Genomic DNA, 12,761 nt, shown 5'->3' with positions numbered 1-12,761 from the left:
CAACACCCGCCGCCTGCTCGAGCCCATCGGGAACATCCCGCCGACAGAAGCCGAGGCCAACTTCTACGCAGCTCTGGAAGACTCAGCCATGGCCGCGTAACTAACCGAAATCAGCCTCCGGTAAACCCGGCGCGGTTCAAGCCGCGAGGTGTCGGTTTACCTGGGTCGTGCCGACGCCTTTCCCTGAGACCCGGAGAGGCATCGAACATGAGGCAAGATCAGGCCGCTATCGAAGCGGAGGCTGCTGAGGCCGAGCGCGAGACGCAGGAGTTCGAGGCAAGGAGGCAGGCCGAGCTAGAGGCCGTTCTCGCCGCGATGGACAAGCGCACCCGCTACAACGTCCTGCACAGGCCGGAGAGGTGCTGCGCGCAGGCTGCACGGCGCGCAGGGCCAGCCGTGCCCCCGAAGCAGTCAGCGCGCGACAGGCAGGAGATCGAGGCGATCTACCGGGACGCCGCGGCTCTGACCGAGTTGCACGGGATCGAGCACAACGTCGATCATCTGGTGCCACTCGTGGGCGTCTGCCCTGCGACGGGTGCCGCTATCGTCTGCGGCCTGCATGTCCCATCGAACCTTCGTGCGATTCCCCGCTCGCACAACCAGATGCGCGGCAACCGCTACTACGGCGGGTTCGCCCCGATGGTGGATGACGACATTCCGTTCTGACGACGAAGGCACGCGTTTAAACGTGCCCCCGCATCATCGTCTCAAGATGATGCAGGCCGAAAAAGCGAACCACGCCAGTATGATGCAGTCGACAGTCGTCATTGCCGCATTATCAGCGGCGGGCCTCGCATCGACCACCGCAATGTTGCAGAGCTGTTGCAGAGCAACGAAAAAGGCGCCCGAACGCGCCTCGTATCATTTTGATTTTCTTGGCTCCGGCGGTAGGGATCGAACCTACGACCAATTGATTAACAGTCAACTGCTCTACCGCTGAGCTACGCCGGAACACGGGCGGGTCTATAGCAAGGGTGGTTCGGGGCGGCAAGGGGCAAATGGCGGTAAATTGAGTTGGGGTCAGAGGGCGGCGAATTCGGCGTCAGGGTGCAGGGCGGGAAGAGCATGAACCATGTTTCTGGACGCCAGATCAATGAGATGGGCGAAGACGTTGCGGGCAGCGGCAGGGAGGAGAGCCACGGGGATGTCGGCGTAGATGCGGGCGGTCAGGGCGGGGATGCGCGCGGGGCCTTCGGCGAGGGACTCGAGGATCTGCGCCTCGCGGCCGAGGCGGTGGGCGATCAGTTCCTGCACGCGGGCGGCGGGGGTCTCGACGGGGTCGCCGTGACCGGGCAGGAAACGGTGCCAGTCGCGGGCGGCGAGGCGGTGGAGCGACGCCATGTAGGCCCCCATGTCGCCGTCGGGCGGAGAGACGATGGAAGTGGCCCAGCCCATGACATGGTCGCCGGAGAAGAGCGTGTCGCCGAGCGCGAGGCAGAGATGGCCGCCGAGATGGCCGGGGGTGTGGAGGGCGGTGAGGCTCCAGTCGGGGCCGGAGATCGTGTCGCCATCGGCGAGGCGCTGGTCGGGGGCGAAGGCGAGGTCGAGACCCTCACCCTGAGCGGGGAGACTTGCGGCGAGATCGGACATCAGGGCGCTGCGCCCCTCGGTCGCGGTGCCGTAGGCGAGGACGGGGGCGCCGGTCGCGGCGGCGAGACGGGGCGCAAGCGCCGAATGGTCGCGATGGGCGTGGGTGATGAGGATATGGCTGATGTGCTGGCCGGGGCCGACGGCGTCGAGGAGGGCGGCGAGATGCGCGGGGTCGTCGGGGCCGGGGTCGATCACGGCAAGCGCGGTCGCACCGACGAGCCAGCTGTTGGTCCCGGTCCCGGTGAGGGGCGAGGGATTCGGGGCGAGGAGGGCGCGGACAGGCGGGTCGAGCGTCATCGGGCGGCGCCGCTTTCCAAGGCGGGCGGCTGCGGATAGGCTTCACGGTGATGTCGGTCTTCCAACGTATCCTTCCCAGGGGCCTTTACGGGCGCGCGGCACTGATCCTGATCGTGCCGATCGTGACGATCCAGCTGGTCTTCTCGACCGAGTTCATCCAGCGCTTCTATGAAGACGTGACCGACCAGATGACGCAAGGGGTCGCGATCGACCTCGCGTTCCTGATGGACACCATCGACACCAGCCCGACGCTGGCCGAGGCGCAGGCCAGGGTCGCGCCGGTGGCAGAGGCGCTGGCGATCACGCTGACCCTGCCCGCTGGTCCCGATGCGCCCGAGGCCGACCTGCGGCAGCGCATCGACCTGTCGGGCGACACCATCATCGCCACGCTGCACGAGCGGCTGCCGGACCTGGTCGCGGTCGACCTGACAGGAGGGAACCGCGCGGTGACGCTGCGCTTCGACAGCCGGTTTGGCCCGGTCGAGGCGGAGGTCAGCCGACGGCGGATGTCGGCGGCGAACCCGCACCAGCTGATCGTGCTGATGGTCTTCACCTCGATTCTGCTGACGGTGATCGCCTATTTCTTCCTGCGGCGGCAGCTCAGGCCCATCACCAAGCTGGCGGAGGCGGCAGAAGAGTTCGGCAAGGGACGTACGGTCAGCTACAGGCCGCGCGGGGCGCTGGAGGTGCGGGCGGCGGGGCGGGCCTTCCTGGACATGCGGGCGCGGATCGAGCGGCAGATCGAGCAGCGGACGCTGATGCTGTCGGGGGTGAGCCACGACCTGCGCACGCCGCTGACCCGGATGCGCCTGGCGCTGTCGCTGCTGCCCGAGGATCCGGAGGTCGAGGCCTTGCAGGCGGATGTGGCGCAGATGGAGGGGATGGTCGACGAGTTCCTGGCCTTCGTGCGCGGCGATGCGATGGAAGGATCGGAGCCCGCGGATGCAGTGGCGCTGGTCCGCGACCTGGTGGAGCGGGCCGGGCCGAAGGTGCGGATGGCGGCGGTCGGGGGCACGCCCGAGCCGGTGGAGATGCGACCCCAGGCCATCGTGCGGGCGGTGGAGAACCTGGTGTCGAACGCGCTGCGCTTCGGCAGCAGGGTCGAGCTGCGCCTCACGTTCCAGGAGCGCAGCCTGCGGATCACGGTCGAGGATGACGGGCCCGGCATTCCGGCAGAGCGGCGGGACGAGGCGCTGCGCCCCTTCACCCGGCTGGAGGCGGCGCGCGATCCGAACCGGGGGGCGGGGGTCGGGCTGGGGCTTTCGATCGCCTCGGATATCGCGCTCAGCCATGGCGGTGCGCTGCGGCTGTCGCAGAGCGAGGCCCTGGGCGGGCTGCGGGTGGATCTGGTGATCGCCCGCTGAGCAGCGGGCGGCCGGAGTGGCGGGGCGTTACTTGGACGCCCCGACCACGAGGATCCAGTGCAGCTTGCTGTCGGGTGCGGGGCTGACCGCGATGCCGACGCCTACGTCGCGCGCCTTGCGCAAGAGGATGTTGTCCTTGTGGTGCGGCGAATGCATCCACCATTCCACCGCGCGGGCGCCTGAGCCAAAGCCGCGCCCGGTGTTTTCGGCCGCGGTGCGGAAGCCGTAGCCGACGCGGCGCAGACGGGTCTTCAGCGTGCCGCCGTCGGAGGAGACATGGCTGATCGACCGGCGCTTGGCATTGTCACAGGCTGCGCCCTGTGCCGCCTTGTCGAGCTTGGTCGAGAGCGACAGCGCCGAAAGGCCGCGGGCCTTGCGCTCGGCGTTGAGGTGGGCAAGCAGTTCCTTCTGCATCGCATCGGCATTGGGCGGAACGATGCAACCCGCCTGGGCCGCAGATTGCAGGCAAAGGAAAGCCGACGCGGCCAGGGCCGCCAGGCGCATGTGCTTCAGCATGATGGTTCCCCAAGGTTTCGCGCTGTCCACCCATCCCAGACCAGTTGGGCCGGAATCGGGCAGAATGTGGCACAAACGGTGATTTATGCGAGAAATGCCGGGAACGCACTCCTCCTTTGGGAGAGCAGGCGGAGCTTTGCCGGTGTTGCCCTGCGCATGGAGGCTTTCCGGGTCTGGGACAGGCGGGAAGCGTCTGCGGGCGGCAGCGGCGCGGATGCCGCTTTCGGCGCACGGCTTCGGCCAGGCCCCTGTCTTTGCAGGACCGGCCCCGCTGTCGGCAATTCGCAAGGACCTGCCCTTGCAGCCCCCGTTCCGCCCCACTAAGACTCTGGCAAGATATTCGACGATAATCCTCGGCAAAGACACGAGAGGCAGGCACCGATGCGCGATCCCGTTGACCACTACATGAACACGCTCGTCCCCATGGTCGTCGAACAGACGAGCCGGGGCGAACGCGCCTATGACATCTACAGCCGCCTTCTGAAGGAGCGGATCATCTTCCTCGGCGGCCCGGTGCATGACGGCATGTCGAGCCTGATCTGCGCGCAGCTTCTGTTCCTGGAATCGGAGAATCCGTCCAAGGAAATCTCCATGTACATCAACAGCCCCGGCGGCGTGGTGACGGCGGGGCTCTCGATCTACGACACGATGCAGTACATCCGGCCGAAGATCTCCACGCTGGTGATCGGGCAGGCGGCGTCGATGGGGTCGCTTCTTCTGACGGCGGGCGAGAAGGGGATGCGCTTCAGCCTGCCGAACAGCCGCATCATGGTGCACCAGCCCTCGGGCGGGTATCAGGGCCAGGCGACGGACATCATGATCCACGCGCAGGAGACGCTGAAACTGAAGCGCCGCCTGAACGAGATCTATGTGCGTCACACCGGCAACGACTATGACACGGTCGAGGCGGCGCTGGAGCGCGACAACTTCATGTCGGCCGAGGATGCCAAGGCCTGGGGCCTGATCGACCAGATCCTCGAAAGCCGCGGAAAGGCCGACGATACGTCGAAATGACGCCTACTTTCCGCCGGACCCTCCGGCGGGTTTTTCGGATTGTGGTGCCTTGGGGACTGGCCTAAACTTCCGCCAAGGCGCCAGCCCTGCAAGTCAGGGATTTGGCGGCAAAGCTCAGAGGACTGCGGATGGCGAACAACACCGGCGGCGACAGCAAGAACACCCTGTATTGCTCGTTCTGCGGCAAGAGCCAGCATGAGGTGCGCAAGCTGATCGCGGGGCCGACCGTCTTCATCTGCGACGAATGCGTCGAGCTGTGCATGGACATCATCCGCGAGGAGACGAAGACCACGGGTCTGAAATCCTCGGACGGGGTGCCGACGCCGCGGGAAATCTGCAAGGTGCTGGACGATTACGTGATCGGCCAGATCCACGCCAAGCGCGTGCTGTCGGTGGCGGTCCACAACCACTACAAGCGGCTGAACCATTCCTCGAAGACCGACATCGAGCTGTCGAAGTCGAACATCCTGCTGATCGGCCCCACCGGCTGCGGCAAGACGCTGCTGGCGCAGACGCTGGCCCGCATCCTGGACGTGCCCTTCACGATGGCGGATGCCACCACGCTGACCGAGGCGGGCTATGTCGGCGAGGATGTGGAGAACATCATCCTCAAGCTGTTGCAGGCCAGCGAATACAACGTCGAACGGGCGCAGCGCGGGATCGTCTATATCGACGAGGTCGACAAGATCACGCGCAAGTCCGACAACCCCTCGATCACCCGCGACGTTTCGGGCGAGGGCGTGCAGCAGGCGCTTCTGAAGATCATGGAGGGCACGGTCGCCTCGGTTCCGCCGCAGGGCGGGCGCAAGCATCCGCAGCAAGAGTTCCTTCAGGTGGATACCACCAACATCCTCTTCATCTGCGGCGGGGCCTTCGCGGGGCTGGAGAAGATCATCTCGCAGCGCAACAAGGGGTCGGGCATCGGCTTCGGGGCCGAGGTCAAGGGGCCGGACGAACGCAGCGTCGGCGACCTGTTCAAGGAGCTGGAACCCGAGGATCTGCTCAAGTTCGGCCTGATCCCGGAATTCGTCGGCCGCCTGCCGGTGATCGCCACGCTGACCGATCTGGACGAGGCGGCGCTGGTCACCATCCTGACCGAACCGAAGAACGCGCTGGTCAAGCAATACCAGCGGCTGTTCGAGATCGAGGGGGTGAAGCTGACCTTCACCGGCGACGCGCTGACCGCCATCGCCAAGCGGGCGATCAAGCGCAAGACCGGCGCGCGGGGGCTGCGCTCGATCATGGAGGACATCCTGCTGGACACCATGTTCGAGCTGCCGGGCATGGACGGGGTCGAGGAAGTCGTCGTCAAGGACGAAGCGGTGAATTCCGGCGCCAAGCCGATGCTGGTCTATACCGAGACCAAGAAGAAAGAGCCGGTGAAGGCCTGAGGGTGACGAGCGTCGCCCTGTCGGAGAGGGAAGATGCGGTATGCGCTTGGCGCGTTCCTGATAGGATTATTCGTCTTTGTACTCGTCGCCGATGAAAGCCCGGCCTCGTTCTTCAGCAAGCTAAAGGCCACGTTCAGCGGTCCAGACTATGCCCATCAAGTCTTTCGGGGCCGGATTCCCATCCATCGCGTGCTAGCAAGCTACGACAGTCTTCCCAGCGATTGGGATGCGCCCAGATGTCGGGTCGCAGTTGTGGAAATTGCCGTCGATGCACCTGCGAAGCCGCCCCGGATTGCGCTGATCGACCAGGATTCCTCGCGATTCGGGGGCAACTGGAGGCCCTCGCCGCTGTCCTCCGCGCCGCCCGCGACACCTGACCTGATCGACATGTGCGGCGACCTCATCGACGGGTTCTCGCGCCGGAGCTTGCAACAAGCCCTGAGCGAGCCGGGGGCCTTCTTCATTCGGGACTGGAAGAATAACGTCCTGCAAATCTATGCGCCGAAAGCGGGTCTTGCGGCCCATCTGATGCTGGAGGCGCCCTGGGTTGCACCTTCGGTCCCCTAGACCTTCTCGCCATCCTGCGGCATAAGGTCGACAACGCGGAGGGTTGCCCATGTATTTCTTGAAACGCCTGCTGACCTGGTGGAACAGCCAGACCATCGGCACCCAGATCTTCACCTCGCGCAAGGGGGTGAAGGTGGGCGAGGATGACGCGGGGAATGTCTTCTACCAGACCCGCGACGGCAAGCGGCGCTGGGTGATCTACAACGGCGAGATGGAGGCCTCCCGCGTGTCGCCCGACTGGCACGGCTGGCTGCATTTCACCTGGGACGAGCCGCCGACCAAGGCGCCCCTGAAGCACAAGGCCTGGGAAAAACCGCACCAGGAGAACCTGACCGGGACGGAGGCCGCCTATGTGCCGCCGGGGTCGATCCGCCGGGCCGAGCCGGTCGCCCGCCGGGACTATGAGGCCTGGCAGCCCGAGTGATGGCTTACGAACGCGCAGAGATTGTGGCCGGGGCGGCGATCCTGGCCGTGGCGGCGGGCTTCGCGCTTTACGCGGTGCGCGGGTCGGGCGTGGTGGGCGAGCCGGACAGCTATCCGCTGACCGCGAGCTTCCGGTCGGTCGAGGGGGTCAGCGTCGGGACCGATGTGCGGCTGGCGGGCGTGAAGGTCGGCACGGTGACGGATCTGGCGCTGAACCCGCAAACCTATTTCGCCGATGCGACGATCTCGATGCGCAAGGACGTGGCGTTGCCCACGGATTCCACCATCCTGATCTCCTCGGAAGGGCTGCTGGGCGGCACGTTTGTCGAAGTGCAGCCGGGCGGTGCGGAGGACATGCTGGAGCCGGGCGGTGAGATCGAGGACACGCAGGGGGCGGTCAGCCTGATCACGCTGTTGATGAAATTCGCGGGCGGTGGCGGTGACGGTTCCGCGCCCGAAGCCGAAACGGCGGTGCCGTGAAGGCGCTGGCGCTTCTGCTGCTATTGGCCATGCCGGTGGCCGCGCAGGAGGCCGATCCGGCGCAGGCCGACCGGCCGGAGTTCACCGACTCGGACGGGGCGCAGCTGCGGTTCCTGGACAAGCTGACCAGCGAGACGGGCGACGTGACGATCAGCCGGGGGCAGTCGGCCAAGTTCGGGCGGCTGGTGGTGCGGCTGGACAGTTGCCGCTACCCGACCGGCAACCCGGCCTCGGATGCCGAGGCGCATCTGACGGTGATCGAGGAAACGAGCGAGGAACCGCTGTTCAGCGGCTGGATGCTGGCCTCGTCCCCCGCGCTTTCGGCGCTGGACCATCCGCGCTATGACGTCTGGGTGCTGTCCTGCGTGCTGCCGGAGGCACCGGCAGAGACCTCGACCGAAGACGGCGAATAACCCGGCGGATCGAAGCTGGCCGTGCGGCTCAGCGCCTCCGCCAGCAGGCAGTGGTATTCCGCGCGCGGAATCTCCTTGCCGCCGAGGCTGGCGAGATGCGGGGTCAGGAACTGGGTGTCGAAGAGGCGGAAGCCCCCGGCGCGCAGGCGGTGGGTGGTGAAGGCCAGCGCCAGCTTCGAGGCGTCGGTCGTGCGCGAGAACATGCTTTCGCCGAAGAAGGCCGCGCCGAGGGTGACGCCATAGACCCCGCCGACCAGGTGGTCGTCCTCCCAGACCTCGGTGCTGTGCGCGAAACCCAGGGCGTGAAGCTGGACGTAGAGCCCTTGGATGCGCTGGCTGATCCAGGTCTCCTCCCGCTCGGCGCAGGATTTGACCACCTCTGCGAAGGCGGTATCTGTGGTGACGCGGAAGCGGCACGAGCGGATGCGCTTGGCCAGCGAGCGCGAGAGATGGAAGCCGTCCAGCGGCAGCACGCCGCGCAGGCGCGGGTCGACCCAGTGGATGTCGGGGTCGTCGCGGCCATCGGACATCGGGAAGATGCCCATGGCATAGGCGCGGAGCAGGAGCTCGGGGGTGATCTCGTCGGCGGTCCCGTGCATCGCAAAATCCTTCGAAGGATTTTGCAAAAGTTTTCGTAAACTTTTGCGGTGGAGCGCCCTTTGCGGACGCCCCTCAACTCAGGCGAACTGGCTCGCCAGCCACTTTTCCAGCCAGTGGATGTTGTATTCGCCGTTCTGGATGTCGGGCTCGGCCAGAAGCATGTGGAAGAGCGGGACCGACGTGTCGATGCCGTCGATGATCAGCTCTGATAGTGCGCGCTTCAGCCGGGACAGCGCTTCGGGCCGGTCGCGGCCATGGACGATCAGCTTGCCGATCAGGCTGTCATAGTAGGGCGGGATTCGGTAGCCGTCGTAGATCGCGGAATCCATCCGCACGCCAAGGCCGCCGGGAGCGTGGAACTGGGTGATCCGGCCGGGGCAGGGGGTGAAGCCCGGGATCTTCTCGGCGTTGATCCGGACCTCGATCGCATGGCCGTTGATCTCGAGGTCGTCCTGCGTGAAGGACAGGTCCATGCCGGAGGCGACGCGGATCTGTTCGCGCACCAGGTCCACGCCGAATATGGCCTCGGTGACGGGGTGTTCGACCTGAAGCCGGGTGTTCATCTCGATGAAGTAGAACTTGCCGTCTTCGTACAGAAACTCGATCGTGCCCGCGCCGATGTATTTCAGCTTCTGCATCGCATTGGCGCAGATGCCGCCGATTTCGGCACGAAGCTTGGGGGTGATGACCGGGCCGGGGGCTTCCTCGAACACCTTCTGGTGGCGGCGCTGGAGCGAGCAGTCGCGTTCGCCCAGATGCACCGCACCGCCCTTGCCGTCGCCGAAGACCTGAATCTCGATGTGCCGGGGGCGCTGGAGGTATTTCTCCATGTAGACTTCGTCGTTGCCGAAGGCGGCCTTGGCCTCGGACCGGGCGGTGCGGAAGGCAATCTCCAGTTCGGTCGCGTCCTTCGCCACCTTCATGCCGCGCCCGCCGCCGCCGGCGGTGGCCTTGATGATCACCGGATAGCCGATTTCCTCGGCCGCGCGCTTGGCCGTCTCGAAATCCGGGACGCCGCCGTCCGAGCCGGGGACGACCGGAATGCCAAGCGCCTTTGCGGTGTCCTTGGCGGTGATCTTGTCGCCCATGATGCGGATATGTTCCGCGTTCGGGCCGATGAAGGTGATGCCGTGGTCCTCCAGCGCCTGGGCGAAGGCGGCGTTTTCCGAGAGGAACCCGTAGCCGGGATGCACGGCCTGTGCCCCGGTGATCTCGCAAGCCGAGATGATGGCGGCCTTGCTGAGGTAGCTTTCCGAGGAGGGCGCGGGGCCGATGCAGACGGATTCGTCGGCCATGCGGACATGCATCGCATCGGCGTCGGCGGTGGAATGGACGGCGACCGACTTGATCCCCATTTCCTGGCAGGCCCGGATCACGCGCAGCGCGATCTCACCCCGGTTGGCGATCAGGATTTTATCGAACATGGGTACTGCCCCTTATTCGATGATCATCAGGGGGGCGCCGTATTCGACCGGGTGGCCATCCTCGACCAGGATGCGCTTCACCGTGCCCGCGCGCGGGGCGGGAATGTGGTTCATCGTCTTCATCGCCTCGATGATCAGGACGGTCTGGCCCTCGCTGACCTGGGCACCCACCGTCACGAAGGGCGAGGCGCCGGGCTCGGCGGCGAGGTAGACGGTGCCGACCATGGGCGAGGTCACGGCGCCGGGATGCTGGGCGGGGTCCTCCGGGGCGGCAGGCGCGGCGGCGGCAGGAGCGGCGGCGGCCGGGGCGGCATGGTGGACGACCGGGGCAGGGGCGGCGGCGACGGTCACGACGGTCGCCTGCTTGACCACCCGGACCTCCAGGCTGTCATCCTCGCCATACTCGCGCTTCACCGACAGTTCGGTCAGGTCGTTCTTGTTCAGAAGCTCGGCCAGCGCCGAGATGAAGGCGACATCGGTGTCGGTGTTCTGCTTGCTCATCGGGTCCTCTGTTCTTCGCTGCCCTGTGCGCGCGGTTTGGCCTGCGGCCCCGCTTCTGGTATTCGGCCGCTTATACCCAACCGGGCACAGGCTGAAAAGCCGAGAAAGCGGGCCCTCTTCCAGCGCAAAGAATCCGCAATCGCATAAAATTTACCATTTGATAAAAAAATGGACCTGTGTCAGCCTGTCGGCAACGATAAGCCAGGGAGGCCCCCAGCCCATGTCGAACAGCCCGCTCACCCCAGGAATAGTCCCGGCGCGCCTGCCAGTGGCAAGCTACGCCCGCAACTTCGCCGATCACACGCCGCCGCTGGACCGGCACGAGGCGCGGGTTGCGGCGGACCGCTGCTACTTCTGCCACGATGCGCCCTGCATCACGGCCTGTCCGACCTCGATCGACATTCCGCTTTTCATCCGCCAGATCGCGACCGGTACGGCCGAGGCGGCGGCGACGACGATCTGGAGCCAGAACATCCTGGGCGGCATGTGCGCGCGGGTCTGCCCGACGGAAACGCTGTGCGAAGAGGCCTGTGTGCGCGAGACGGCGGAAGGCAAGCCGGTGGAGATCGGCCAGTTGCAGCGCTTTGCCACCGACACGGCAATGGCCAGGGGATTGCATCCCTTTGAACGCGCCGCCCCGACGTGCAAGCGGGTGGCGGTGGTGGGGGCGGGGCCTGCGGGCCTGTCCTGTGCGCACCGGCTGGCGTTGCATGGCCACGACGTGGTGGTGTTCGAGCGGCGTCCGAAGGCCGGGGGGCTGAACGAATACGGGATCGCCAGCTACAAGGCCACGGGGGGCTTTGCTCAGCGGGAAGTCGACTGGCTTTTGCAGATCGGCGGCATCGAGATCCGGACCGGGGTGGAACTGGGCCGCGACGTCTCGCTGGACCAGCTGAAGGCCGAATATGACGCGGTCTTCCTGGGGGTTGGCCTCGCGGGGGTCAACGCGCTGCGCGCCGAGGGTGAGGATAAGGCGGGCGTGCGCGATGCAGTGGATTTCATCGCCGAGCTGCGCCAGTCGGAGGACCTGTCGAACCTACCGGTGGGCCGAGACGTGGTGGTGATCGGTGGCGGCATGACGGCGGTCGACGCGGCGGTGCAGTCGAAGCTTCTTGGCGCCGAGACCGTCACCATCGTCTACCGTCGGGGTCAGGAGAAGATGTCGGCCTCGGGCTACGAGCAGGACCACGCGGTCCAGACCGGGGTGCGGATCATCCACAACGCCGCGCCGGTCCGGGTGCTTGGCAATGGCCATGCCGAGGGCGTGGAGTTTGCCTATACCGAGGACGGGCCGGGCGGGCTGAACCTGTCGGCCGAGACCTTCACCCTGAAGGCCGACCAGGTGTTCAAGGCCATCGGCCAGACGCTTTCCGGAACGCCCGCCGGGCTTGCGGTCGAGGGCGGCAAGCTTGCGGGCCATTCCGGCAAGGTCTGGGTCGGCGGTGACTGCGCTGCAGGTGGCGAGGATCTGACGGTAACGGCGGTCGCCGAGGGCCGCGATGCCGCCGAGGCGATCCATGCCGCGCTGACGGGCGCGTGATGGCGGCGCTCTCCCCTTGCGTTCGGCAGGGGCCCGGGCCAGAAGGGGCGCCGGAAGGAAGCGCTCGTGGAAGCATTCGCCGAAAGCATCATCGCCTTCATCGAAGCGAACCAGGGCTGGTTCCCGCTGATCATGGTGCTGTTCGCGGCTGCCGAAACCACGGCCTTCCTGTCGATCCTCATCCCTTCGACGCCGGTCCTTGCGGCCATCGGTGCGCTGGCGGCGACCGGGGCGCTCTCGTTCACCAGCCTCTTCGTCGGGGCGACCGTCGGGGCGCTGATCGGCTCGACCTTCAGCTACTGGCTGGGTTGGCGCTACGGCTCGACCGTGCTGAAGATGCGGCCCTTGAGGGACCATCCCGAGATGGTGGAGAAGACCCAGGCCGCCTTCACGAAATACGGGCCGGCCACCATCCTGATCGGGCATTTCACCACGATCTTCCGGCCGGTGGTCTTTCTCATGGCCGGGATGAGCGGGATGACCTTTCCCCGCTTCGCCCTCTGGAACACGCTTGGCTGCGTGGCCTGGGCCTACATCGTGCCGAAGCTCGGCCAGGTCGGCGGCGACCTGATCGGCTGGATCTGGTCGCTGTTCTGACGGTCGGTGGGGTGAAACCCCGCCCTACGACATCTTCCCCAGCT

15 protein-coding genes and 1 tRNA gene are annotated in these 12,761 nt (G+C 66.3%); 10 read left to right on the top strand and 6 right to left on the bottom strand.

The genetic code is table 11. From position 1 onward, the window contains the following. Positions 1-207 precede the first annotated feature (207 nt). Complete coding sequence (locus JNJ68_RS02355) at positions 208-666, top strand: hypothetical protein (protein WP_294978457.1); 459 nt, start codon at positions 208-210, stop codon at positions 664-666. Between the two features lie 210 nt (positions 667-876). Here the strand turns inward: JNJ68_RS02355 and JNJ68_RS02350 are convergent. Both JNJ68_RS02350 and JNJ68_RS02345 read right to left on the bottom strand, forming a co-directional pair. Continuing rightward, positions 877-951 (bottom strand) — tRNA-Asn (locus tag JNJ68_RS02350). 69 nt (positions 952-1,020) lie between these two features. Then, complete coding sequence (locus tag JNJ68_RS02345; protein WP_294978454.1) at positions 1,021-1,887, bottom strand: MBL fold metallo-hydrolase; 867 nt, start codon at positions 1,885-1,887, stop codon at positions 1,021-1,023. Positions 1,888-1,937: 50 nt separating this feature from the next. Here JNJ68_RS02345 and JNJ68_RS02340 point away from each other — a divergent pair, with 50 nt between their 5' ends. After that, the gene (locus JNJ68_RS02340; protein WP_294978451.1) at positions 1,938-3,251 is read left to right on the top strand and encodes an ATP-binding protein; all 1,314 of its coding nucleotides are present in this window, start codon (positions 1,938-1,940) and stop codon (positions 3,249-3,251) included. A gap of 27 nt (positions 3,252-3,278) precedes the next feature. Here JNJ68_RS02340 and JNJ68_RS02335 read toward each other — a convergent pair whose 3' ends face one another. Continuing rightward, positions 3,279-3,767 carry a CAP domain-containing protein gene (locus tag JNJ68_RS02335; protein ID WP_294978448.1) on the bottom strand — a complete coding sequence of 163 codons (489 nt, stop codon included), beginning with the start codon at positions 3,765-3,767 and terminating at the stop codon, positions 3,279-3,281. A gap of 381 nt (positions 3,768-4,148) precedes the next feature. On the opposite strand from JNJ68_RS02335, the gene clpP reads away from it, so the two are divergent. The 6 genes from clpP to JNJ68_RS02305 all read left to right on the top strand — a co-directional run bounded on the left by clpP (position 4,149) and on the right by JNJ68_RS02305 (position 8,055). Then, positions 4,149-4,781 carry an ATP-dependent Clp endopeptidase proteolytic subunit ClpP gene (gene clpP / locus JNJ68_RS02330; protein WP_294978446.1) on the top strand — a complete coding sequence of 211 codons (633 nt, stop codon included), beginning with the start codon at positions 4,149-4,151 and terminating at the stop codon, positions 4,779-4,781. 128 nt (positions 4,782-4,909) lie between these two features. Continuing rightward, positions 4,910-6,172: an ATP-dependent Clp protease ATP-binding subunit ClpX gene (gene clpX / locus JNJ68_RS02325; RefSeq protein WP_294978442.1), complete on the top strand. Its 1,263-nt coding sequence runs from the start codon at positions 4,910-4,912 to the stop codon at positions 6,170-6,172. A 33-nt stretch (positions 6,173-6,205) separates the two neighbouring features. Next, the gene (locus JNJ68_RS02320) at positions 6,206-6,739 is read left to right on the top strand and encodes a hypothetical protein (protein WP_294978439.1); all 534 of its coding nucleotides are present in this window, start codon (positions 6,206-6,208) and stop codon (positions 6,737-6,739) included. Between the two features lie 49 nt (positions 6,740-6,788). After that, a complete protein-coding gene (locus tag JNJ68_RS02315) occupies positions 6,789-7,163 on the top strand; it encodes an NADH:ubiquinone oxidoreductase subunit NDUFA12 (protein WP_294978436.1) in 375 nt (124 codons plus the stop codon). Beyond that, on the top strand, positions 7,163-7,642 hold the full coding sequence (gene mlaD / locus JNJ68_RS02310; RefSeq protein ID WP_294978433.1) for an outer membrane lipid asymmetry maintenance protein MlaD: 480 nt from the start codon (positions 7,163-7,165) through the stop codon (positions 7,640-7,642). The genes JNJ68_RS02315 and mlaD overlap by 1 nt, the downstream gene beginning before the upstream one ends. Beyond that, positions 7,639-8,055: a DUF2155 domain-containing protein gene (locus JNJ68_RS02305; protein ID WP_294978430.1), complete on the top strand. Its 417-nt coding sequence runs from the start codon at positions 7,639-7,641 to the stop codon at positions 8,053-8,055. The genes mlaD and JNJ68_RS02305 overlap by 4 nt, the downstream gene beginning before the upstream one ends. On the opposite strand, the gene aat is transcribed toward JNJ68_RS02305, so the two are convergent. The 3 genes from aat to accB form a co-directional block, all read right to left on the bottom strand. After that, complete coding sequence (gene aat / locus JNJ68_RS02300) at positions 7,983-8,654, bottom strand: leucyl/phenylalanyl-tRNA--protein transferase (protein WP_294978426.1); 672 nt, start codon at positions 8,652-8,654, stop codon at positions 7,983-7,985. The genes JNJ68_RS02305 and aat overlap by 73 nt on opposite strands. Positions 8,655-8,732: 78 nt before the next feature. Next, positions 8,733-10,079, bottom strand: coding sequence for an acetyl-CoA carboxylase biotin carboxylase subunit (accC, locus tag JNJ68_RS02295; protein ID WP_294978424.1), 1,347 nt, complete (start codon positions 10,077-10,079; stop codon positions 8,733-8,735). Between the two features lie 12 nt (positions 10,080-10,091). After that, positions 10,092-10,580 carry an acetyl-CoA carboxylase biotin carboxyl carrier protein gene (gene accB / locus JNJ68_RS02290; RefSeq protein WP_294978421.1) on the bottom strand — a complete coding sequence of 163 codons (489 nt, stop codon included), beginning with the start codon at positions 10,578-10,580 and terminating at the stop codon, positions 10,092-10,094. 220 nt (positions 10,581-10,800) lie between these two features. On the opposite strand from accB, the gene JNJ68_RS02285 reads away from it, so the two are divergent. Both JNJ68_RS02285 and JNJ68_RS02280 read left to right on the top strand, forming a co-directional pair. Then, a complete protein-coding gene (locus tag JNJ68_RS02285) occupies positions 10,801-12,120 on the top strand; it encodes an NAD(P)-dependent oxidoreductase (protein WP_294978419.1) in 1,320 nt (439 codons plus the stop codon). Positions 12,121-12,186: 66 nt separating this feature from the next. Beyond that, positions 12,187-12,717: a DedA family protein gene (locus tag JNJ68_RS02280; protein ID WP_294978417.1), complete on the top strand. Its 531-nt coding sequence runs from the start codon at positions 12,187-12,189 to the stop codon at positions 12,715-12,717. The last annotated feature ends 44 nt before the right edge of the window (positions 12,718-12,761 follow it).

The sequence above is a fragment of the Tabrizicola sp. genome (genome assembly GCF_016793705.1).
Taxonomy (GTDB): domain Bacteria; phylum Pseudomonadota; class Alphaproteobacteria; order Rhodobacterales; family Rhodobacteraceae; genus Tabrizicola.
This window is presented reverse-complemented; position numbering and strand designations above follow the sequence as displayed.